Here is a 23,140-nt window from a genome sequence, read left to right on the forward strand (position 1 = left end):
CTTCTAGCATCGGTGGGTGCGCGCCACGCCCGTCGTCGTCCTGCTGACCGCCGGCCTCGTCGCCCTGGCCGCCTGCGGCACGGGCGGACCCGCCGCGCCAGCCGCCGCACCCGCCACGACCTCCCCGGGAGCGTCGCCGTCCACCGCCCAGCAGGCGGCGCCGGCGGCCCGGACGGGCCTCGGTGGTCCCGGAGTGAGCCCGTCACCGTCCCGGCGGCCGGCGGTGTTCCGGGTCGGCAACCCGGACGGCGACGCGCCGGTGCCCGCCGAGGCGCGGGCGGTGGACACGTCGAAGCCGACCCGGACCGTCGGCACCGGCACCCCGGCGAGCTGCACCTCGGCGGCCGTCGTGAAGGCGGTCGCGGCCGGCGGGATCATCACGTTCGACTGCGGACCGGACCCGGTGACGATCCGGATGGCGGCCACCGCGAAGGTACGCAACGCCAACGGCCCGAGGGTGGTGCTCGACGGCGGCGGCAGGGTCACCCTGAGCGGGCAGGGGAAGCGCCGCATCCTCTACATGAACACGTGCGACGCCAAGCAGGGCTGGACCACCTCGCACTGCCAGAACCAGGACCACCCGCAGCTCACCGTCCAGAACATCACCTTCGCCGACGGCAACTCCACGGGCGACACGACCGAGGGTGGCGGCGGTGGGGCGATCTTCGTCCGGGGCGGGCGGGTGAAGGTGGTCAACACGCGTTTCGTCGGCAACCGCTGCGACCGTACGGGCCCGGACCTGGGTGGCGCCGCGCTGCGGGTGCTCAGCCAGTACGAGAACCGGCCGGTGTACGTCGTGAACAGCACCTTCGAGAACGGCACCTGCGCCAACGGCGGCGCGCTGAGCAGCATCGGCGTGTCGTGGACCGTGCTGAACAGCGTCTTCACCGGCAACCAGGCGGTCGGCAGGGGCGCCAACCCGGCGAAGGCCGGCACGCCCGGCGGCGGCAGTGGCGGGGCGATCTACTGCGACGGCGACCGCTTCACCGTACGGATCGCCGGCACGGTGATCCGGGACAACCGGGCCAACGAGGGCGGCGGCGCGATCTTCTTCGTGAGCAACGACCGTACCGGCACCATGACGATCGAGGACTCCACCCTGCGCCGCAACCGCAGCGGCCAGTTCGAGACGAGCGGCTACCCGGGCATCTTCTTCCTGGGCGCCCGCAACCCGTCGACCCCCGGCTCCCACCTGAGCTGACCCCCCGGCCGACCCGGGTCCGCCCCGGCCCGGCCTCGGTCCGGTGATCATGAGGTTAGCGAGCCGACACGCCGAGGACGACGCCCGCTAACCTCATGATCATCGGTGCGTTGCGGCTGGGGCGCCCGGACTCGGCGGGTTGGTCAGTAGGGGTTGGTGTGGCCGGCGGGGTGGCCGCGGAGGACGGCGGCGAGGCGGCCCGGCAGGTCCCGCGCCCCGGACATCGGCGGGCTGGCGGTGTGGGCGCGCTCGGCCATGCCGGCGAGGAGTTCCTTCAGAGCGGAGACCGCGTCGACGCGCGGCCGCCAGCCCAGCTCCGCCTCCGCCCGCTCGCTGGACATCAGCGGCACGTTCAGCGCCAGCTCCACCCAGCCGGCGTCGACCGGCTGCAACCGCGCGTACCACGTCAGCCGCGCGGCCATCCGCAGCAGCGGAGCCCCGACCGGCACCGTCCAGCCGTGGAAGTGCCGGGCCACCAACTCCGGGGTCAGCACCGGGTCCGCGGCCAGGTTGAAGGCGCCGCGGGCGTCACCCAGAACCGCCCGGGCGTACGCCTCGGCGACATCGTCGGTGTGCACCGCCTGCATCCTCAGCCGGCGGTTGGCCGGCACCAGCGGGATCCGGCCGTACCGCAGCAGCCGGACCGGCGCGAACGGCCCCAGGAAGTAGCGGCTGATCTCCGTGGCCGCGTCGCGCTGGAAGTTCAGGCCGGGCCGCATGCGTACGACACGCAGGTCCGGGTGCTCGCGCTCGACCTCGTCGAGCATCGCCTCCACCTCGGCCTTGTCCCGGCTGTACGACGACGCGGGCACCCCCGTGGCCGGCCAGCGCTCGCTCACCGGGTGGTTCTTCGGGCCGGCCGCGTAGACACCGACCGACGACGCGTACACCAGGGCCGGCACCTTGGCCCGGACCACCGCGTCGATCACCGCGCGGCTTCCGCCGACGTTGGTCCGGTGCAGCACCCGCTGGTCGTGGCTGGGCTGGATCTGCCAGGCGAGGTGCACCACGGCGCCGGCGCCGGCGAACACCTCCGCCAACTGGTCGACCGCGCCCGGCAGGCCGACGTCGCACGAGTGCCACTCCACCTGGTCGTACGGCTCGCCCGCGTCCGGGCCGGGCAGCCGGCGGGCCACCCCGGCCAGTTCCACACCCCGCTCCCGGCGCAGCCGGCGCAACAGGGCCGTCCCGGCGTTGCCGCTCGCCCCGACCACCACGATCCGCATGCCCGCCCCGTACCCGCCCAGACCGCCCCTATACGTGCCGGCCGGCCCGTTCACGGGCGGGGCGCGTGGCGGACCCAGCCGTGCTTCTCGTCCCGCCGGCGGCCCTGCGTGGCGGCCAGGCAGCGCGGGCAGATGCGGCCGATCGCATCCGCGTCGGTGAGCACGTCGGTCGAGGAGAAGTCGAACCGTACGTGCGGGAAGCGGCGCAGCCGCGCCCGGCTCAGCGGGAGCCCGCAGACCGTCTGGTTCTGCCCGGGCAGCCAGGCGTGCACCTCGCCGCCCGGCTCGCGTACGCCGTCCGGGCCGATCTCCTCGCCGGACGCCGCGATCGCCGGTGCGCTGCTCGACCGCATGCCCGACCAGTTCCCCGGGCCGGCGCGTCCATGCCTGGCCGCCGATCATCCGCCGGCGCGGAGCGCTGGGGCTCGTTACGTCCTGACTCGCTGCTGACTTGGGCCGAGCGGCGCGGCGGCGGAGGGTGGCTCCGGGTCGAGTTCCGGTAACCTGAGCGCGCGGGCCGCTAGCTCAATGGCAGAGCTGTGGACTTTTAATCCATAGAATTCTGTTGGCGCATGAGCGGTCAGGCGCCTGAGCTGCGGGAATGCCCCGCTCTGCGATCCACTGTGGACTTCGGGTGCTCGTAGCGTGCTCGCTTGTTATGTGCAGGCTTGTCTGCCACCCGGGTGACAGGCGGAGACAGCTGGCTGCTGGACTGCGTCCCGCAGATTGATCAGTGGTCACTACCAGAGTGGCACCTGTTGACTGTCCTGCGCCCGGGCTGCCGCTCGGCTCGGCGGGGAGGACCTCCTGCCGGACGTGCGCCACGAAGGACGCCGCCCGGATTCGTCGCTGAAAACGCCGACGCTTACGGACTTCCCTCGCTGCAGCGACAGTTCGATCTCCCGCGCAACGAGTGTCGTGGCGGAACCACTGGTGCCGACGCAACCCAAGGCGACCAACTGAGCGAATAGGGTGCTGGTCAGGTAGTCCCTGACCGTGTGGAAGTCCAGGTACTTGGGGGCATCGGGGCGCTCGAGGTGCTTTTCGACCTGCTCGCGAGGCATGCACATCCCGGAGATCATCGAGGTACTGTCGACGTCCAGAGTGTCGAGCTGGCAGATCTTCACGAAGCTGGGCGTCGGAACCATTCGGTAATCTCCACCTGGTTCTCCCTGTCCGCACTTCTTGTCGAGGGTCCGCATCACGTCGAGTTGTTGCCGGAAGTGGTCGTCGACACGACAACGCCAGGACGAACCGTCCGGGACCATCCGCTTGTACTGGACCAGGACGAAACTGCGTCGTTGCTGGTGGTAGTAGATGAGGTCGGTGCCGAGCCGGGTTTCGATCGGCCACCGGTTGACGTTCATGATTTGGAGCGTGCGCCCATTACCGTCGGTGAACTTCCGAACGGCCAGCCGGTCGCTTTCCTGGCGGGTCCAGCCAAGGAACGCGTTCGCGTCGTGTTCGACCATCGGATCCTCTCGTGGCGTGATGCCAGGCCCCGCGGGAAGGAAGGAGTCGCGATCGGAGATGCTGCCGATCTCGTCCTCCGTGAGGAAACCGTCGGCCGGCAGTAGGTCGGGAGCGCCGGTGAACGCACACAGAGATGCAATGGAGTCCCGCTCCTCCGCCAGTGCCGTCTTGCGCGGCGCCGGCAGATCGATGTCCCTGATGCCGAACAGCGATCCAATCACCGGATCAAGCTCGGGGTCCTCGGCCAACAGGACCTCGAGCACGGCCCTGCTGGCCTTGTCGGTCAGCTTGCCCTGATGCTCCAGCGGCCGTCGCTGGTCCTTCCGAAGTGCAGCCTGCAGACGGCTCATTTCCAACGGACGCTTGAGTTGAGTCAGTTCTCGCAGCCGAAACGCCCAGCGGATGTCGTCGGCCCTACTGTCGTCATCGACACCCGCCATGAAATGTACGGCTTGTCGATATGAAATCAGGACCACGCCGGCTCCGACCCGCGACCGGATCGGGAAGGAGACTCGGCAGTCACCCGCACCGGCGCCTCGTGCTCGCCGGCCAGCGACCTCCTGTAGATACGACATGCACGCATCGTCGGCAAAAACTATCCCCAACTGGCGGCCACCCACTGTGCCTCCCTGCGATCGGCCGAGGTGTGAGTTCCGTTGTGGCTATTTCGCGGCCGCTCCAGGCGACCACTCGTTGGCGAACGTCTCCATCTGGCGGATGACCAGGTCGACGGCGGCACGTTCGTGGTCCGGTGGGTAGTCGTAGCGGGCCAGCAGCCGGCGGATGTGGCTGCGGAGCTTGGCGCGTACCGGTTCACGGGAGAACCAGTCCACCGTGATCGACGACTGGATCGACTTGACCAGCTCCCGGGCGATCTCCGCCAGGGTGCCAACTCCCATGAGCTCTGTCGCCGCGCCGTTCTGCGCGACGGCGTCGTAGAAGGCCAGTTCGGCGTGGTTGAGCGGAGGGTCGAACTGCTGGCCACGCCGGGCGTCCGCAGACACCTGCTTGGCCAGCTCGACCAGCTCGACGATCAGCTGCGCACTGGTCAGCTGCTGGCGCATGTAGCGGTTCATCAGGTCTTCGAGCTGCGCGGAGAAGCGTTCCTGGCGAACCACGTTGTGCTTGGTAACCTCGCGCATCTTCCGTTCGATCAGCCGGCGCAGCGCCGAGGCGGCTAGGTGCGGCGTCTCCGAGTTCTGCAGGCGCTGCAAGGCGACCCCGTTGAGCTCGGTGATGTCGAGCTTGCCGAGGCCGGCCTCCTCGTAGATGTCGGTGATGTCGGCGGCGTCGACCACCTCGGCGGCAAGCTGGGACAGGTAGCGCTCAACCTGAGCCGTGTTGGGCAGGCCCTTGGCCTCCCGGTCGGCTGCCTCCTCCTTGACGATCCAGACCCGGACGTCGCGGAAGAAGTGGATGTCGCGGCGTAGGCGCTGGATGTCCCCGGCACGGGCGACGAAGTCGCGGCTGGTGGCGCAGAGCGTGTAGAACCGTTCCAGCCGGCCCGCCGAGTCGCGGAATCGCTGGTGCAGCGGCTTCGTGCCGGGCTCGACGACGTTACCGGGGGTCCGCGGGTCGCGCAGGAAGTTGGCGGCCTTCCGCACCGCCCGCAGCCAGCGGGTCGGGTTCTTCTCGTCGTCGAGGATCGCCCGCCACTTCACCGGGGCCAACATGGCCTCGATGACGGAGATCTCGTTGTGTACTTCGCTGATCGCCCGGTCGATCTCCCTGCCGAGGGTCTGGTCTTCCTGGTCGCTGGGGGTGTACTCGGTGAGCGCCTTGCGCAGGTTCTCGGTCAGGGGGGCGTAGCCGACCAGCAGCCCGTCCTGCTTCTCGCGGAAACGACGGTTGACCCGGGCGAGGGCCTGCATCAGGTTGGCGCCCTTCATGGGCCGGTCCATGTAGATGGTGTGGATCGGCGGCGCGTCGTAGCCGGTGAGCAGCATCGAGTGCACGATGAGCAACTCCAGCTCGTCGTTGGGGTCCTTGGCACGCGCCTGGATAGTCCTCTGCTGCGACGGACGCAGGTGATGCGGGCGCAGCAGCTCCTCGTCGCTGGGCACCCCATGGAAGACGATCTTCATCTTGCCCTTGTCGACGGCCGGATCCGCCCAGTCGGGCCGTATCACTTTGATGGCGTCGAAGACGCGGACGCAGATCTCTCGGGTCGCACAGACGAGCATCGCCTTGCCGGGCCCGCCGAGCTGCGGCCGCATCAGCTCGCGTCGCTTCTCCCAGTGTTCGACCAGGTCCTTCGCAAGGGTCTCGACTCGGTCGGGGGCACCGTAGATGGTGTTCATGGTGGCCGCGTACGCCTCGGCCTTACGCCGCTCCGCGTCGTCCAGGCTGGCGGTGAGCGTCTCCACCTGCTCGTCGATGCTGTCCGGATCGATGTCCAGTGGCAGCGACACGGGAATGATCCGCGGCTCGTGGTAGACCCGTACGGTCGCCTCGTCGTCGACGGCACGCTTGAGGTCGTACACGTCGATGTAGTTGCCGAAGACGGCGCGGGTGTTCACTTCGGCGGTGGCGATGGGGGTGCCGGTGAAGGCGATGAACGTGGCGTGCGGCAGCGCGTCGCGCAGGTGCCGGGCGTAGCCGTCCAGGCTGTCGTAGTGGCTGCGGTGCGCCTCGTCGACGATCACCAGGATGTTGCGCCGGTCGGAAAGCAGGGGATGTGGCCTCCCGGCCTCCCGCTCTTCTTTTGTACGCCCGAACTTTTGCAACGTCGTGAAGATGATGCCGCCGGAGTTCCGGTTCGACAGCTTGTCCCGCAGTTCGGCACGGGTGTCGGCCTGCTCCGGCTCCTGACCGAGCAGCAGCTGGCTGTCCTGGAACGTGTCGTAGAGCTGGTCGTCGAGGTCCGTGCGGTCGGTGAGCACGACGACGGTCGGGTTCTTCAGGGCGGGGTGGCGGGCGGTCAGCGCCGCCGTGCACACCATCTCCTCGGACTTGCCGGAGCCCTGGGTGTGCCAGACAACGCCCGCCTTTCCGTCGCTCTGCGATGCCCGCACGATGCAGTTGACGGCTCGGATGACCGCGAAGTACTGGTGTGCCTTGGCGATCCGCTTGCTCTTCGACGTGAAGTTGACGAACCCACCGGTGAGCTCAAGGAAGCGCCGTTGGTTGAACAGTCCGTAGAGGGCGACGATCAGCGCCTCGGGGCCGTCGTAGTCAGGCGCGGTTGTGTCGACACGCTCGCCCTCGTCGTCGATGTTCCACGGGGCGAAGTGCTCGTATGGGGTGAATGGGGTGCCGTACTTCGCGGTGATCCCGTCGGAGATCAGGCATAGCACGGCGTGCCGGAAGGCGAGCGGGAACTCCGCGAGGTACGTCTGGAGCTGGGCATGCGCGCCGGTGAGGGTGGCATTCTCGTCGGCAGCGTTCTTCAGCTCGATGATGGCGACCGGCAAGCCGTTGAGGTAGAGCACGATGTCGAGCCTGCGTCGGAAATCACCGTCGACGATCGTGACCTGGTTGATCGCCCGATAGACGTTGCGGCCGGGGTCGTGCAGGTCAGCCAGGCGCACGGTGGGATTGTGCTCGGCACCGTACGCGTCGGTGTACACGACCGAGCGGATCCCGTGGACCAGCCGCTTGTGCGCCTCCCGATTCTCGGCGAACGCCTCCCGGGACGCTACGTCCGTGGCGGTCCGCACCGCGTCGGCGACCGCTGTCGGCGGCAGGTCGGGGTTGAGACGCTCGACCGCTGCGCGGAGGTCCTCGAAGAGCACCAGGTCGGCCCAATCCCGTCGCTGCCCCGAGCCCGGCGCGAAGTCCTTCCCAGCCCCTGGTTCCCACGCAAGCTCGCCGAGCTGCTCGAGCGCGAGCGCCTCCCATCCCGCCTCGTTCATCCGCCCGCCCAACCCGATCACAGCCCCTCCCCGTGAACCTTCGTCCCGCCTAAATCGCTTCTTCGACAGCCTTCTCGGCGTCCTTGACCAGCAGACGCCCTGACATCAGCTTCGGCAACAAGGTGTCGCGCAACTGAGCCAGTCGATGCGACTCAGCAAGGCCGTATTGCACCCTCTTGATCAAGGGATGCGCTAGGTCGGTGTAACGTTGTACGACCGATGACTTGGCCCAAGGCACCCGAAAGTCGGCAAGATCGCTCCAACGGGTGCGGGGCATCCTGGTGCCGTCGCTTCTCGCGGTGGCATGGGCAACCACCTCGTCACTCGACAGAGCCATAAGTAGCCACGGCAGGTAGTTGGGACTCGACGGCCGGATGACCATGATGTCGGTAGAACACACCCCGCTAACCTGGGCCAGGCCTACCTTATGGAAGTAGGGACGCAGCTTGCCAAAAAGGATGTCGCCAATTGCGAATCGGGTCTTCTGGCTGATGACCCCGGCTGAAGAACCCCAGCGATCGAGCCATACTGACCTGCGTGGCATGTGTTCGAGCCCGATGTACGGTTCGTCGTCGGCCAGATCGCTCGGCCGGCTGCTGTCCCTGATTAGCGAGCCGATTTCGCCGATAGCGATCAGCTCCCCTCCGTCGGCCAGAGCCTCGTAGTTAGCCCGGAGAAGGGCTTCACCTGTGGTCGCAATGCGGTCGTTGACCGCAATCTTGTCATCGAGCGCCCCGAGAACACCGACTACGGCATCCTGCCGATCAACAGATGGGATGCCAATCCGCATTCGCTGGAGATCCCCGAGGCTAAGGAAGTCGGCCATGTCGGTCTGGCCCTTGAGCGCATTAGCCTGGATCCAAAACTCGGCACTCTTGAACCAGTAGTAGAGAAACCGCGACCTCAGCGGACCGTTAGCAGCAGGGCGGAAAAAGCAAAGTTGGGGGCTGTAGGCGAACGCCGGCCCATCGGGCGGCATCAGAGCCACTCGCCCTACCGTTCCCTTGGTCGTGAGAACAATATCGCCAGGCCTTGAAACCTTCGATCCTTCACCCTGCACATCGTGATTCGACGCGTGAGCCTGAAGCCCGTATTCAACCCTGCCATCCAAGACATCCGCGACGCGCAGGATAGGAAGGTCGTGCCCGTTCGTATTTACGGTCCGTGGCCGTCCCGCGCCGATCTCGATCAGGTGCTCGCCGACCAGCTCAGAGAAGGTGGTGGTGCGGTCAGGCATCGAGGCGCTCCAGTTGCTGGCGGATGACGTTCTCGAGGCGGTTGGACTCCTCGAAGTGGGTGTACAGCTCCTTCGTGAGGCGGGTGATGCGGTCTGTGAAGGGCTCAGCGTCAACGTCTTCGTCGGTTTCGGTGGCGCCCACGTAGCGGCCGGGAGTTAGCACGTGCTCATGGGCTGCTACCTCGTCGAGCTTCGCGGAGTAGCAGAAGCCGGGCACGTTCTCGTACGTCTGGCCCTTGGATTTGGCGGACTTGGTCCCGCGCCAGGCGTGGTAGGTGTCGGCAATCTTGGCGATGTCGTCGTCGGTGAGGACGCGTTCGGTGCGGTCGATCATGGTGCCGAGGGCGCGGGCGTCGATGAAAAGGATTTCGCCGCGCCGGTCGGTCAGCGCCTTCGCACCCTGTGGAGTCTTGTCCTTCGTCAAGAACCACAGGCAGGCGGGGATAGCGGTGGTGCGGAACAGGTTCGGCGGGAGGGCGACCATGCAGGCCACCAGGTCCGCCTCAACCATTGCGCGGCGGATCTCACCTTCGCCGGATTGCTTTGAGGACATCGAGCCGTTGGCGAGGACGACGCCGGCGCTGCCTCGGTCGCCGAGCTTGGAGAGAATGTGCTGGAGCCAGGCGTAGTTGGCGTTGCTCTGCGGCGGCACACCGTAGCGCCAGCGGGGGTCAGTCTCGCGGCGCGCCCAGTCGCTCATGTTGAACGGTGGGTTGGCCATGATGAAGTCGGCCCGCATGTCGGGGTGCTTGTCGTCGGAGAACGTGTCGGCCCAGCGGTCGCCGATGCCCACGGGGTCCATGCCGTGGATGGCGAGGTTCATCTTCGCCAGTCGCCAGGTGCGCTCGTTGGCTTCCTGGCCGTAGATGGCGATGTCGTGGGTGTGGTCTCGCCCGGCGTGCTTCTCCACGAACTTCTTGGACTGTACGAACATGCCCCCGGATCCGCAACACGGGTCGTAGACCCGGCCCTCATAGGGCTCCAGCACATCGACTAGCACCCGTACCACGCTGGGCGGCGTATAGAACTCGCCAGCCCGCTTGCCCTCGGCACGGGCGAACTTCTCCAGGAAGTACTCGTACGTCTCACCGAGGACGTCCTTCGCCTCTCGGTCGTCGTGGCCGGTGAAGCGGGCGTCGCTGATCAGGTCGACGAGTTCCCTCAACCGCTTCTGGTCGACGTTGTCTCGGTTGAAGATCTTCGGGAGCACGCCGGTCAGCGCGGGATTCTCTCGCATGATCGCGTCCATGGCGTCGTCGAGCAGCGCGCCGACACCTCCGGGAGCGTTCTCCACCAGGTAGTCCCACCGAGCGGTCTCCGGAACCCAGAAGACGTTGGCGCTGATGTACTCGTCGCGTTCGTCGAGGAACTGGGCGCGGCGGTTCTCCGGGATGTCGGAGAGGCTGGCCTTGATCTGGGCGCGGCGTTCGGCGAACGCGTCCGAGACGTACTTGAGGAATACCAGGCCGAGGACGAACTCCTTGTACTGTGCAGCGTCCATGGAGCCGCGCAGCTTGTCGGCGGCCTTCCACAGGACGTCCTGGATCTGCTTGGTGCTGGACACGCCGAACAGCTCGGCCTGTCCGTTGGCACGTTTACGTGGGGGCACTGTGTGTTCCGTTCTCTCGTTCAGGAGTTCGTACCGTACAAAGTCGTGAGGGTGCCGTCGGCGAAGCCGGTCACGATGAGTTCGCGCAACTTCGCCAAGAGGTCGGCTTGCCGCTGCAGTAGATGCTCGCGTTCCTCCAGACGGCGAAGCACCTCGTCCAGTCGGGCCGCCTCGTCGCGCGTCAGGTCGGGAATCGTGGCGTCCCGCAGTCGCGGGCCACGTACTGCGCCAGGGCTACGTGCGGTGTTGCGGGCAGTGATCAGGAGGGCCCTCAGCACCCGGGGAGTGAGCGGGTCGCCCGGGGAGATACGCAGGCCGCACGCCGGGAACTCGATTACCGAGAAGCCGCCGTCGTCGAGGAAGACGCCGAACCGAGGGACGCTGGTGACTACGAGGTCGCCCGGTTCGGTGAGAGCGACGTGCGGGTACTCCGCAGCGAGCATGAGCCGATCCATCCAGCGCTTGGACGCCTGCGCGAGAACCTCCGCCGCGCCGATGACCCGGTGGTGACCACGCGGCCCGACATGCTCACGTGAGAGGCGGTGCCCGGTAAGGAGGCGGACCCGGCGAGCCGTTCGCAACGCCCCGAGGGAAAGCTCCTTCGGCCTGACTCCGTCGCGCTGCGCCGCCCCGGTATTCAGGGGACTATGCTCCGTCGCGTACCGAAGGGCCTCTTGCTCCGCGTCGGTGAGACGGCGCTCAACCTCGCCGATGAGCGCGGGGCGGTCGGCGGCCAGCCGGGCACGCAGGGTGACCGACGCCGGACCCGGCGGTCGGAGTGCGGCACCCCGACGCAGGTCGATTCTCTCCAACGGGACGATCCGGCCGGTCCGCGGATCGTGGCCGTCGCTGCGGTGCCCCTCGGCGCGCCAGAGAAGGACGTCCTCGGCTGCGGACTCGATAGTGGGTTGGTCAAGCGCGAAACCGCTGAGGTCGGCGAGCAGCACGCGGCCCTTAGTGGTGGGGATCGGGCCCCTGGTCAGCAGCCACAGCGCGGTTGGATGGCCTGGCCTGGCCGGATAGACACCGCCAGGAAGCTGCACGATTGCCTCGACGATGCCACTGCCCAGCAGCGCCGCTCGGCGCATCACTGCTGATCCGTCCCGCAGCTCATCGACAAGGCTGCTGGCAGGACCGACGACGATGGCAGTGCGGCCCGGACCGAGTAAATCGGCGATTGCCTCGACCCGGTTGAGGTCGGCGAGGGCGTCGCGGCTCTCAGCCGGCCGATAGGGGAGCCGGGTGACGATGAGGTCTGGGTCGGCGAACTCCTCGTTCAGCTCGTCGGCGCGCACGTCGAACTGGAACTCGGGCAGCTCGGCGAGGAGCAACTGCCGGCGAACCAGGCGGGCGAGCTCCTCGTCGGCGACCAACGCGTTGACTCGCAGGTTGTCGCGGTCCTGGTCGCTTACTAGCGCTGTCAGCAGGTCGCCGGTGCCCGCGTTGGCGTCGGCGATGGTGACGATGCCGTGGGCGCGCAGCCGGGTTGGCACGTCGGCGACCCGACGGATCAGGGCGACCGTCTCCGGGGTGAGTGCATCCGCCGCCAGTTCGGGCCAGCCGAGGCGGTTGGCGGAGCTGAGCAGGAACTGGCAGCTGTGCCAGGGGTCGAAGGCTCCCTCGATCAGTTGCTCGACCAGTTGGGCCAGCCCGGCCGGTTCAGGCGCGTCGGCCAGCTCATGCAGCAGAAACTCGTCCTCGGGATCGAGGCGGCGGGCCAGCGGCAAAGGATCGGCTGGCAGCGCCCGGCCGGCGAGGTGGCGGAGGCAGAGCGCGGCGCCGAGGACGACGATCGTGCGTCGGCCGCCGTGTCGCCGGGCGTACGCCGTCAGCGTGTGCATGGACCGCTCGGCGCGCAGGGTATCCGGGTCGGCGTGGCCGAGCCCGGTCCGGAGTAGCCAAGCCAGGACCGCGTCGGCGGGGAAGAGGGGCTGGCCGTGGTTGCCCGACACGGGCGCAGGGAAGTCGGGGTGCCGCCGGCGCCACGTCGTGACCGCAGGCTTGCTGACTCGCGCAAGCAGTGCGATCTCGCGCTGCGACATCAACTCCGTCTCCATAGCTCACCTCCCCGCTTCGGCCGTCACGGTACGAGTCCTGGGCTCTCGAAGACGAACGTGGATCTGTTATCCCGGGATAACAGCCTGTAGGGCAGTGTAGGCGACCAATCTGCGGTTCCCTCGATGCGCCAACGACATCAGGGGGTCTGATGAACGACACGCTCACGCTCTACGAGGAACTCTCCGACCGCCTTCAGCGGTCCCGGGTGCCACGCGCGGTCAGCGACCTGGTTCTTGCCGCCTTCCACGGCGAGCAGGTTCTCGATGCCGTGCTGCGGGGTGAGGCCCTTCCGCCGTCGCCCGAGCCGGGCGAGGCGGGCGGTGCCACGCCACAGGCATTCCTGGAAGAGATCCAGGTCGCCGGCTTCCGCGGGATCGGCCAGCGGGTCACGGTCGGGCGGCTGCCCAAGACCGGGCTGACCGTGTTCATGGGCCGCAACGGCTCCGGGAAGTCCAGCATCGCCGAGGCCATCGAGTACACGCTGACCGAGGATTCCCTGCGCTGGGCGCAGCGCCCGCCGGCCTTCCGCGAGGGCTGGCGAAACCTGCACCACGACGGCGCATCGGAGATCCGCCTCAGCCTGCGGCTCGACTCTGGTCAGCCGGTGACGACCCACCGGACCTGGCCGGCCGGGGCCACCGATCTGACTTCCGCGACGGTCACCACGACCACCGGCGGCGCCGCGATGCCGCCCGGCCAGGTGCCGCAGTGGATCGGTCAGGCCGCCAGGTACCGGCCGTTCCTGTCCGCCCGCGACCTCGAACGCGTCATCACCGCGAAGCCGGCCGAACTGTACGACGCGATTGCGCCGATCCTCGGCCTGGGCCCGCTGCGCGACACCGACGCCCGGCTGCAGCAGCGGCGCAAGGTCTACGACGACCGGGCCAAGGCGCTCAAGACGGCCTTCACCGAGCTGCGCGAACAGCTCGGCCAGATCGACGACGACCGTGCCCGCGACGCCCTGAGCGCCCTCGGCACGCAGGCCGGCCGGGCGAACCTGACCAGGCTGACCGACCTCGCCCGCAGCGACACCGCCGCGTCGGAGGAGCCCGCAGCGGCAGCCGCGCGACGGCTCGCCGAGCAGGATCTGCCCGACCTTGGTCGGGCACTGGTTGCCCTGAACGAGTCCGAGGCGGCGGTGCAGCAGGCGACCGCCACCGACAGTGGCGCCGCCGACCGGAGTGCCCAGCTGCTGCGGGCCGCGCTCGACGTGCACCACGACCGTGGGGACGGCCCTTGCCCTGTGTGCCGCGCCGGCACCCTCGATCACGATTGGCGTGCGCAGGCTGAGGAAGAACTCGCCCGGCTGGCCGCAGCCGCCGCAACGGTACGCGCGGCCCAGCAGGCGTACGCGAACGCCCGCCGCGCGGTCGACGGCCTGATCGGCGACATACGCCGGCTCCTGGAACCAGCCGCCACCGCGCTGGCACCACACATTCCCACGCAGAGCACGGCGATGCGCGATGCCCTCGCCGTGCTCGGCCACGACCCGGTCGCCTGGGACGGTCTCGTTGCGGCGCACGCTGCCCTCGCGACGGCGGCAGCCGACTGGCTCGCCCAGCGTCACGACACCTGGCGCGAGCCCGGCGCCGCGATCCGCCGGTGGGTCGACGCCGCGACCGTGGTCCGCGCCGAGGCGCCGGCCCTCGCCCTGCTCACCAAGGCCCGTACGGCGCTCGACAACGCTAACAAGGCGATGCGCGCCGAGCGGCTGAGCAGCTTCGCCGCGCAGTCGGACCGAATCTGGCAGAAGCTGCGGCAGGAGAGCAACGTCGAGATGCACCACCTACGAATCGAAGGAGCGAACAACACCCGCCGGGTCCTGTTCCCCGTGGCCGCCGACGGCGTCGAGACCAATGCCCTCGCGGTGATGAGCCAGGGCGAGCTGCATGCCCTCGGCCTGGCAGTCTTCCTGCCCCGCGCCTGCGCCGAGACCAGCCCGTACCGGTTCGTGATCATCGACGACCCGGTGCAGAGCATGGACCCCACCAAGATCGACGGCCTCGCCGAGGTGTTGCGTGACATCGCCTTGACCCGGCAGGTCATCGTGTTCACCCACGACGACCGGCTGCCGGAAGCGATCCGCCGCCTCGACATCGAGGCCGACGTCCGGGAGGTCACTCGCCGCGAAGGCTCGATCGTAGAGGTCCGTAGGGTCTGCGACCCGGCGGACCGCTACCTCGACGACGCACGTGCCCTGGTCGCCGCGGAGATCTCGGACGAGGTGAAGTACCTGATGGTCGCCGGGTTCTGCCGGTCCGCGATCGAGTCGGTGAGCATGGATCGCTACCGGGCCTCGGAGCATCGGCGCGGCACGCCCTACCAGCAGATTCAGGAAGGGCTCAGCCGGGCGCACACCGTCAAGGACCGACTCAGCCTCGGGCTCTTCGGCCGCCTCGTACCCCGCCCGGAGCTCTTCGCTCGTCTCGACCGCGAGTACGGCGTGCAGGCCACCCGGACGGTTAAAGCGGTGGCGGACGCGGTCCACGGACACCGGAGCATGCCTGTCCGGACGATGGTCGCCAACACCGCTACGTTCGTAGGGCGGTTGCGATGACGGCATCTCTGTATCTCGCCACCGCCGACCTGATGCTGACCAGCGTCATCCGGGGCGCCCGCGGAGCCTGGCCCCGGGCGTGCGCGTGGCTGCTGCGCCACGAACTGGAAGCGGCAATGGACCGTTACTGGGCCCGGGTCTGCCCGGAGATCGGACAGACCCGGGTGCAGCGGCCGAAGCTGCTGTTGCTCGCCCACTACGCCGGCCCTCACCTCGGGCGCCGAGCCAGCTACCTGTGGTGGGCGCTTTCCCGCGCCGGCCACCACCACCACTACGAACTTGGCATCACCGCAGCCGAGCTGACCCGGCTCCGCGCCGAACTCCTCGACATCGTCGCGCTCCTCGACCACTCGGAGGCCCCCACATGCTGAAGCGGGATCACGCCCTGCTGATCCTCGGCGTTGAGGCGCTGGCCATCGTCGGCGTCGTCTACTACCTCGTCACGCTCGACCTCATCAGCCTTGCCTGGTCGGCGTCGATCGCGATCGCTATCCCGGCCTGGCTGCTCGCCGTGAAGGCGCCGACGACGTGCGGCGTGACCACCCAGAGCGGCGGCCGGTGCGGACGGAAGGTCAACGGGGTGATCTTCGGCTGCGGTCGGTCGAACCACACCTGGGCCAAGTTCTTCGCGCGCTTCGGCTGGCGCCGTCAGCCTGACCCGAGCATTCGGCGACACCGATCCGCAGAGGCTTCAGAGGTCACCGAAGTGGTGACGGTGAAGATCGCTGAGGATCTGAAGAGCACGCTGACGTTCTGGCTTGCCCTCACCGCGACGACGTGCGCCCTGGTCAGCGCCACCGTCGATGCCACCAGCCTTCTTCGCGGGCAGGAACCGTCCAAGGTGCCGGCCGCCGTCTCTCATTGAGGACGGCCTATCCATTCACATCGATGCTTCGCTGGCCCGAGTTCCGCGAGGATCGCCTGACGGCCCTCCCTCGCCATGCACCACCCTCTGTGCGAGTTGGCTTCCATCCGCGCCAAGCCTCACTCCCGGCACTGCAATATCCCGCGCTGCTCGATGAGCCGACACGGCATGGCGGTACTCCAGGTGAAGAGGCGGAAGTTTCTGAGTGGGGTCGTTCCGATGACGTCGCTGTCGGAAATCCGATCCATAGATGAACGTGTCCCGCGCCCTATCCTGAAGGGCTTTGCCTCGGGCCGATGGCTCGGCGGATCAGCACTGGCGTACGTCGACTGACATGGAGACGAGATGCTGTTGACCCAACCGGATGTGCTCAACCTCGTCCAGCAGGCCGCCGGCCGGTGGGCAGACCAACTGATCGACTTTGGCCCACGCAACACGCTGCTCTATTTCAAGGAGCGGCAGGCCACCACGCTGGATCTCGCCGAGGCTGCTGCGGACGGGATCAGCGACTTGCTCCGGGGGAAAAAGGTTCGCCTGCGGACGCTGTTTCCGGACCAGGACCGCCACAACAAGGCCTGCAACACCGCCCGCAGCCTGCGCCGCAAACTGGTCGAGTTGGAGGAGGAGCAGGGCATCCAGGCCGGCTGGGTCGCCCGCGGCCTGCTCTGCATGGTCGGTACGTACACCCGCGGATCCGTGCCGATGCAACCGCTGCGCGCACCGCTGATCCTGCAGCAGCTTGCTCTGGAGAGCCGGACGGCGACCGAGAACGATTTCACCCTGGAGCTCTCCGACTCATCCGAGATCAACCCCGTGCTCCTGTACGCGTTGGAACGGCAGTACGGCGTGGAGGCGGACATCAGCGCCCTTGGCGAAAAGCTGGGTGCGATGCTGACCGAGATCGCCGACCCCGACCAGCAGCTCAGGACCGCCTACGACCTAATCGCCGAAGCGGTCGCACCCAGCGGCCTTTCCCTCCGGCTTGAGCAGGCGATAATCGGCGGCGTCTTCAGCTTCGACAAGCTGCCCATGGTCAAAGACCTGCGCACCTCCGCCGAGCTGCTGGCGTCGCACCCGGTAATCGGTGCCATGGCCGGCGACCGGAGCGCACAGCATCAATTGCGTACCGAGACGGCGCAGGGACCCAGCTCCAGCGCCGACCGGATCGACCCGGCGAAGGAGTTCCTCGTTCACGACGCGGACTCGTCCCAGCAGTCGGCCATCGACGCGGTGTTGTCCGGCCGGCACGTGGTCATCGAGGGCCCGCCCGGCACGGGGAAGAGCCAGACGATCGCGAACATCATCGCGTACATGGCTGCGATGGGCCGCAGCGTGCTGTTCGTCTCCGAGAAGCGCGCGGCGATCGAAGCGGTGATGAACCGTCTCGGTGACGTCGGGCTCGACAACCTCGTGTTCGACCTGCACGACCGCAAGATCAGCAAGCGGCAGGTCGCCCAGCGTATCGCCGCAGTCCTTGCTCAAGCTGGCGCCGAGCCGCCGGTGGACACGACCGACCTGCATCGACGCCTGCAGAGCCGGCGGGCTGCGGCACAGCGGCACCAGGCCGAGATGCACGAGGTGCGGCAGCCCTGGGGTATGAGCGCGTTTCAGGTGATCGAGCAGTTGCTCGCCCTGCCCTCCTATGACGTCAGCGGGTACAACCTGCGTGCATCCGAGCTGCGGAACCTTGACCGGTCGGCGATCGAGGCCGCGCGGGAGGACCTACGGACGTTCGTAGATCGTGGCGGCCTGAGGATCTGGCGCGGGGAGTCGCCGTGGGCTAAGGCGGCGATCCACACCTCGGACGACGTTGGCAAGGTGCTGGTCCATCTCGACGAGCTCGCGGCCGGCGCCCTGCAGGGCGCGCAGCGGCAGATCCGGGAGTTGGTCGACCGGGCCGGGCTGGACGTACCCGACGATCTCGCCGCCTGGACGGACCTGTTCGACCTACTCAGCGAGGTTGAGCGCACCATCGCCAGCTACGGCGAGCAGGCCTTCGGCCCGGACCTGGACGACTTCGTCTACGCGACAGCGCCAGGGCGTTCCCGGCCACGTCGACCGGAAGCGCTCGGATTCTTCCGTCGGTTCCAGCTGCGGCGCGAGCTGCGGCGGACCTGTCCGGCCGCACCGCGCAAGCGATCCGAGATGTATCGGGGCCTGGTCGCCGCGGTGAACCAGCGCGAACGGTGGCGGAAGCTCAGCCGCCAGGACAGCGCACCCACCGCTCTCGCAGGTGCCGATCTTTGCATGTCGTCCTTCGTCCAGGTGCGTAACCATCTCGCGGCGGTAGCTGCGTGTGCGCGCATCGACGGCCTCGACCGGGGACCGGCCACCACCGCCGCCAGCACCCTCGCCGAGTTGAATGCCGACCGCCACACGCTGTTCCTGATGCCCGACCTGAATAAGCAGCAGCAGCTCTTCCGTTCACTGGGACTGAGCTACATGCTCGATGACCTGGCCGCACGGCGCGTCTCGAGCGAGGAGGCAGCCGACACTTTGCTGCGCGCCTGGCTTGAGGTGATCCTCGACGAGATGCGCATGCGTTTCCCGTACCTCGGCCAGTTCGTGGGACAGCAGCATGCCGCGGTGGTCGAGGACTTCCGTGCCGCCGACACCCGGCACATTGAGATGGCGGCCCGACACGTGCGCCGCAACGTGGCAGTGAACTTGCGTAGAACCCGGGACGCCTGCCCCGACCAGAACAGCCTCGTCCGGCGGGAGGCGGCCAAGAAGAGCCGGCATCTGCCCCTGCGTAAGCTGCTCAGCAACGCACGAGAGGTCCTCCTCGCTGCGTTTCCATGCTGGGCCATGTCGCCCCTCGTGGTCAGCCGCATTCTGCCGGCTGAGCAGCTGTTCGATGTGGTCATCTTCGACGAGGCGAGCCAGATCGAACCGCACGACGCAGTCGCATCGATCATGCGCGGCACTCAACTCGTCGTGGCCGGCGACCCCAAACAGCTTCCGCCCACGCCGTTCTTCCGGCGGCTCGTCCAGCAGACCGCCAACGGCGAGGACGACGACATCGACGACGAGAGCCTCGAAGACTACGAGTCCGTTCTCGACGTCCTCAGCGGTCTCATCTCCGACCGGCACCGCCTGACCTGGCACTACCGCAGCCGGGATGAGCGACTCATCGCATTTTCGAACATCGAGGTTTACGACCGATCCCTCGTGACGTTCCCCGGCGTGCAGGTGGGCAGTCCGCTACGCCTGGAAACGGTCGACGGCCGCGTCGCCCCCGGCCAGAGCGGCTCCTCGCCGGAGGAAGTCAACCGGGCGGTCGACCTCATCCTCGAGCACGCCGAGCGGCACCCCCACGAAAGCCTGGGCGTCATCACCATGGGCCAGAAGCACGCCCTGCGGATCGAAGCGGCGCTGCGCAGCCGGCGCCGCGACCACGAGCACCTCGACGACTTCTTCTCGCAGGACCGGCCCGCGAGCCAGCGGTTCTTTATCAAGAGCCTGGAGAACGTCCAAGGCGACGAGCGGGACGCCATCATCCTGAGCATCGGCTACGCCAAGACTCGCGACGGTCGCCTGCCACTGCGGTTCGGACCGCTCAACCAAGAGGGCGGCGAGCGGCGCCTGAACGTCGCGGTCACCCGAGCGCGGAGTCGGATGACGGTGGTCAGTGCCTTCTCGCACCACGACATGGACCCGAACCAAACCGCAGCGACGAGGAACCGCGGCCCCGAGCTGCTCCGCCGCTACCTCGAGTTCGTGGCGCTCGGCGGCGACCTTGGGGGACGGCAGCACATCGGGGTCGAGCTCAACGGCCTTGAACGCAGCGTGCTGACGGCCATCCAGCAGCAGGGCATCAACGCGGTGCCGCAGTGGGGGGTGTCCGGCTACCGGATCGACCTAGCACTCGCCCACCCGGACCAGCCCGGCCGGATGGTGCTCGCCGTCGAGACCGACGGTCACTCGTACCACCAGGCGCACAGCGCCCGAGACCGGGACCGGCTGCGCCAGCAGCACCTGGAACGGCTCGGGTGGGAGTTCCACCGGATCTGGTCGACCGACTGGTACGTAGACCCGGAAGGCCAGACGGCTCGGCTCGTCGCTCGCTGGAAGCAGGCGGTCGACCGCGCCGACCACGCTCCGAAGGCCCCACCCACGCCAGTGGCACCGTGGCACGTCAGTGAGCCGCCGCCGGCGGCGTCCCGCAGTGGCCCGCGTCCCCAGGTACCGATCGGCCTGCGGATCACCGAGTACACCCGGGAACAACTGGTGCAGATCTGCACCTGGCTGTTGAGCGACCAGCTCCAGCGCGATCGGGACGATCGCCTGCAGGAGGCCATGACTGAGCTTGGTTTCCGCAAGCGGGGCTCCATCATCATCCAGCGTCTGACCGAAGCACTCGACATCGCGCAGCAGCACGCCGACCGGGAGGTGTCCTGATGGTCTCCCTCGACCTGCTCACCTTGGAACGGGTTGCTCGTTTGATCTGTGATGTAGACGGGCCGTACGAGCGGACCGGGTCGCAGGTCGAACGATTCCTGCACCGCGTCCGGTGGCCCGGCGATCCGCAGTACGACGGCTCTCCGCGAATCCCCTGGCTTACGGAGGTCCTGGGCTCCCACGCCAACGACGCCGCCGCACTCGACCGGCTGCTCTGCCGCATCTGCGACCCGCTGGAGTACGACGGCGGCGCCGAGGCCGCAGAGCCGATTGCGCAGGAGCTGAACCGCATTCTGGCTCCCGAGCAGCTCACCATCACGTACGTCGGCGGGCGACCGGTGCTCGGCCAGCTCAACCGGATCGGCGATACACCCTTGTACGGACCGCCGCCGGACCTCAAGGAACGGCTGCAACGACTCACAGCAGGCGGTAGCGCAGTCGATATCCTCATGGCGCGGGCCGATGAGGCCTCGATCTGCCAGAGCAATGGGGCCTTCGCGCTCGCGATCATTGGCATCGGCAGCTTCGTAGAGGGTCTGCTTCATGCCATCGTCATGCAGCACGATGAACAGGTCCGCGGGAACGGGCTGGCGGACCGACGTGGCCGGCGGGTATCAGCCGACCGCGCAGGCCTGCATCTCTTGCTAGATCACGCCCACCAACGGGAGTGGATCCAGACCGATGCCAAGGACTTCATGGACAAGGTCCGGGACTACCGAAACTTCGTTCATCCTCGGCATCAGATTGAGTATGGGCTTGTCCCAGACCTGGACACTGTACGAATGTGCTGGGCGCCGGTGCACGCGTTACTCAACGATCTCGAATCCGCGTTGTTGCCGGTGGACCGATATTCGGACCCAGCAAAACTGACTGGATGACACCTACGGTCAGCCGGAGTGGACTCAGCACCGATCGGCTGACCGAAGTGCCCGGGCGTAGCGCAGCAATCAGCCAGATGATTCAGGAAGCCAGCTCTCCTGCTGTTGTGCTTGCCGGCTGTGCTGCGTCACCCTATAGCCGAACACTGGATCGATCATGGGCATCGAAAAGCCACGGCAGTCGTGGACGCGCCAATGCAGATGATTTGGACGAGACGGATATGGAATTCAAAGGCTCATCAATTACTCGCTGCGAAGCGCGCTGGAAGGCGGGTGCTGCAGAATGACGGATGCGCTCCCGGCCTCCAGCCTGTGGCTGGACGAGCCCGCCCTCGTTGACCTCCTCGCCTTTGACGCCGTGGCGCAGACGGTCGCCGAGGCGGTACTTGACGACGCACTGGACCCAGTCGCCATTGGTGTCTCTGGAGCCTGGGGAAGCGGGAAGACCACCGTCCTGCGGCTTGTGCGCGCCGCCTTGGCCGAACGAAACCTGGGGCCGGACAAGCAGATTCTCATTGTCGAAACGGACCCTTGGCGATATGACCCCAGTGTGGGCGCGAAGGAGACGCTTATCGGCGAGGTGCTTGGCGCACTCGAAAAGGAAATCCGGGACGAGGCCGGAATCAAGGGCCAGGCCCGTGACCTGCTGAAAAAGCTGAGGAGTCGCGTCAACTGGTCAAAGGCGCTGCAGGTTGCCGCCAAGGCGTCCCTCACTCTTCAACTGCCGGGCGTAGACGACCTGACCAAACTCATCAGCGCAGACTCCAGCGCTGCGGATGGCGGGGAGGCCCGAGGCCTGGAGGAATTCCGCACGGAGTTCGAGAAACTCATGGAGTCCAAACAGCTCGACCACGTCAAGCGCGTGGTGGTTCTGGTCGATGACCTCGACCGCTGCCTCCACGAGACGGTGGTCGGCACGCTGGAGACCATCCGGCTGTTCCTTGCGGTCCCCAAGATGTCCTTCGTGATCGCCGCCGACGAACAGAAGGTAGCCGACGCGCTACGGCCTCGATTCCAAGCCGCACCCAACGGCACTGGCGCAGACGGCAGAGGCGAGTCGCCGGAGGAGGCGGCTAGTCTATATCTGCACAAGATCGTGCAAACCACCGTGCCGCTCCCCGCGCTGAGCCGCTTCGACACCGAGGCGTACCTCGTGCTGCTCCAGCTCTCCCACCAGCTTGACAAGCACGAGCTTCGACCGTACATCGATCGCTGCGCTGCTCTGCGCCGTGAATCCGGCCTGCTGGACGACCTCGCCGACATACCGGGGCGCGATATTGCGGCCGAGATGACCTTCGCATCACGGCTCACACCGATTCTCTACGAGAAGCTGCGCGGCAACCCTCGGCGCATCAAGCGTTTCCTCAACGACCTCCGGGTTCGCCAGTCGGTCGCGAACAATCGCGGCATCACCCTGGCACCCGAGATTGTGGCCAAGCTCATGGTACTCGAAGTCCTGCTCGGCGACGGCTTCAAGAGGGTCCTCGACTGGCTGGCCAAGGGCGAGCTGCGGACTCAGATGCAGTCGCTCGAGGCTGCCGCCGGCAGGCGGGTGCCAGCCGATTCGCCGACCGATGGCGTCGCGGAAGCAGACAGCAAGGAGGGCGTCAAGCAAACAACAGCGGAAAGAGATGCGCCCACCTTCGCCGATGACGGTCGCGTCCGCGCTGGTGGTGTAGGAGACGGCCATCGCGGGATCCGGTTTGATGTTATGCGGCGATCGGGGTGGGGTCGGTCTGGTCGGTGTCGTGTTGGCTGGTGTCGATCGTGACCATGCGGGC

15 protein-coding genes and 1 tRNA gene are annotated in these 23,140 nt (G+C 67.6%); 9 read left to right on the forward strand and 7 right to left on the reverse strand.

The window, feature by feature from the left end:
* Positions 1 to 16 precede the first annotated feature (16 nt).
* Complete coding sequence (locus D7I43_RS09520) at positions 17 to 1,201, forward strand: hypothetical protein (RefSeq protein WP_120328043.1); 1,185 nt, start codon at positions 17 to 19, stop codon at positions 1,199 to 1,201.
* Positions 1,202 to 1,344: 143 nt separating this feature from the next.
* Here D7I43_RS09520 and D7I43_RS09525 read toward each other — a convergent pair whose 3' ends face one another.
* Both D7I43_RS09525 and D7I43_RS09530 read right to left on the reverse strand, forming a co-directional pair.
* A complete protein-coding gene (locus D7I43_RS09525) occupies positions 1,345 to 2,427 on the reverse strand; it encodes an NAD-dependent epimerase/dehydratase family protein (RefSeq protein ID WP_120328044.1) in 1,083 nt (360 codons plus the stop codon).
* Between the two features lie 50 nt (positions 2,428 to 2,477).
* On the reverse strand, positions 2,478 to 2,780 hold the full coding sequence (locus D7I43_RS09530) for a hypothetical protein (protein WP_120328045.1): 303 nt from the start codon (positions 2,778 to 2,780) through the stop codon (positions 2,478 to 2,480).
* Positions 2,781 to 2,944: 164 nt separating this feature from the next.
* Between D7I43_RS09530 and D7I43_RS32735 the strand changes: the two genes are divergently transcribed.
* Positions 2,945 to 3,048: transfer RNA gene (locus D7I43_RS32735), tRNA-Lys, on the forward strand.
* A 119-nt stretch (positions 3,049 to 3,167) separates the two neighbouring features.
* Here D7I43_RS32735 and D7I43_RS09535 read toward each other — a convergent pair.
* The 5 genes from D7I43_RS09535 to D7I43_RS09555 all read right to left on the reverse strand — a co-directional run bounded on the left by D7I43_RS09535 (position 3,168) and on the right by D7I43_RS09555 (position 12,657).
* Entirely contained in the window at positions 3,168 to 4,475 is a 1,308-nt protein-coding gene (locus D7I43_RS09535) for a hypothetical protein (RefSeq protein ID WP_158610088.1), read from the reverse strand.
* Positions 4,476 to 4,562: 87 nt separating this feature from the next.
* Positions 4,563 to 7,772 carry a type I restriction endonuclease subunit R gene (locus D7I43_RS09540; protein WP_120328090.1) on the reverse strand — a complete coding sequence of 1,070 codons (3,210 nt, stop codon included), beginning with the start codon at positions 7,770 to 7,772 and terminating at the stop codon, positions 4,563 to 4,565.
* A gap of 31 nt (positions 7,773 to 7,803) precedes the next feature.
* Positions 7,804 to 8,991 carry a restriction endonuclease subunit S gene (locus D7I43_RS09545; protein WP_120328047.1) on the reverse strand — a complete coding sequence of 396 codons (1,188 nt, stop codon included), beginning with the start codon at positions 8,989 to 8,991 and terminating at the stop codon, positions 7,804 to 7,806.
* Entirely contained in the window at positions 8,984 to 10,555 is a 1,572-nt protein-coding gene (locus D7I43_RS09550; RefSeq protein WP_240032875.1) for an HsdM family class I SAM-dependent methyltransferase, read from the reverse strand. The genes D7I43_RS09545 and D7I43_RS09550 overlap by 8 nt, the downstream gene beginning before the upstream one ends.
* A gap of 65 nt (positions 10,556 to 10,620) precedes the next feature.
* Complete coding sequence (locus D7I43_RS09555; protein ID WP_120328049.1) at positions 10,621 to 12,657, reverse strand: SAM-dependent DNA methyltransferase; 2,037 nt, start codon at positions 12,655 to 12,657, stop codon at positions 10,621 to 10,623.
* A gap of 149 nt (positions 12,658 to 12,806) precedes the next feature.
* Between D7I43_RS09555 and D7I43_RS09560 the strand changes: the two genes are divergently transcribed.
* The 7 genes from D7I43_RS09560 to D7I43_RS09585 all read left to right on the forward strand — a co-directional run bounded on the left by D7I43_RS09560 (position 12,807) and on the right by D7I43_RS09585 (position 23,130).
* On the forward strand, positions 12,807 to 15,215 hold the full coding sequence (locus D7I43_RS09560) for an AAA family ATPase (RefSeq protein ID WP_120328050.1): 2,409 nt from the start codon (positions 12,807 to 12,809) through the stop codon (positions 15,213 to 15,215).
* Positions 15,212 to 15,586 carry a hypothetical protein gene (locus tag D7I43_RS09565; protein ID WP_120328051.1) on the forward strand — a complete coding sequence of 125 codons (375 nt, stop codon included), beginning with the start codon at positions 15,212 to 15,214 and terminating at the stop codon, positions 15,584 to 15,586. The genes D7I43_RS09560 and D7I43_RS09565 overlap by 4 nt, the downstream gene beginning before the upstream one ends.
* Complete coding sequence (locus D7I43_RS09570) at positions 15,580 to 16,080, forward strand: hypothetical protein (RefSeq protein ID WP_120328052.1); 501 nt, start codon at positions 15,580 to 15,582, stop codon at positions 16,078 to 16,080. The genes D7I43_RS09565 and D7I43_RS09570 overlap by 7 nt, the downstream gene beginning before the upstream one ends.
* Positions 16,081 to 16,425: 345 nt before the next feature.
* Positions 16,426 to 20,481, forward strand: a complete 4,056-nt coding sequence (locus tag D7I43_RS09575; protein ID WP_120328053.1) for an AAA domain-containing protein — start codon at positions 16,426 to 16,428, stop codon at positions 20,479 to 20,481.
* Positions 20,481 to 21,359, forward strand: a complete 879-nt coding sequence (locus D7I43_RS09580) for a hypothetical protein (RefSeq protein ID WP_120328054.1) — start codon at positions 20,481 to 20,483, stop codon at positions 21,357 to 21,359. The genes D7I43_RS09575 and D7I43_RS09580 overlap by 1 nt, the downstream gene beginning before the upstream one ends.
* A complete protein-coding gene (locus D7I43_RS32460; RefSeq protein ID WP_147427239.1) occupies positions 21,356 to 21,646 on the forward strand; it encodes a hypothetical protein in 291 nt (96 codons plus the stop codon). Before D7I43_RS09580 ends, D7I43_RS32460 begins: the two co-directional genes overlap by 4 nt.
* Positions 21,643 to 23,130: a KAP family P-loop NTPase fold protein gene (locus D7I43_RS09585; RefSeq protein WP_120328055.1), complete on the forward strand. Its 1,488-nt coding sequence runs from the start codon at positions 21,643 to 21,645 to the stop codon at positions 23,128 to 23,130. Before D7I43_RS32460 ends, D7I43_RS09585 begins: the two co-directional genes overlap by 4 nt.
* The last annotated feature ends 10 nt before the right edge of the window (positions 23,131 to 23,140 follow it).

The organism is Micromonospora globbae, assembly GCF_003610785.1.
GTDB lineage: Bacteria > Actinomycetota > Actinomycetes > Mycobacteriales > Micromonosporaceae > Micromonospora > Micromonospora globbae.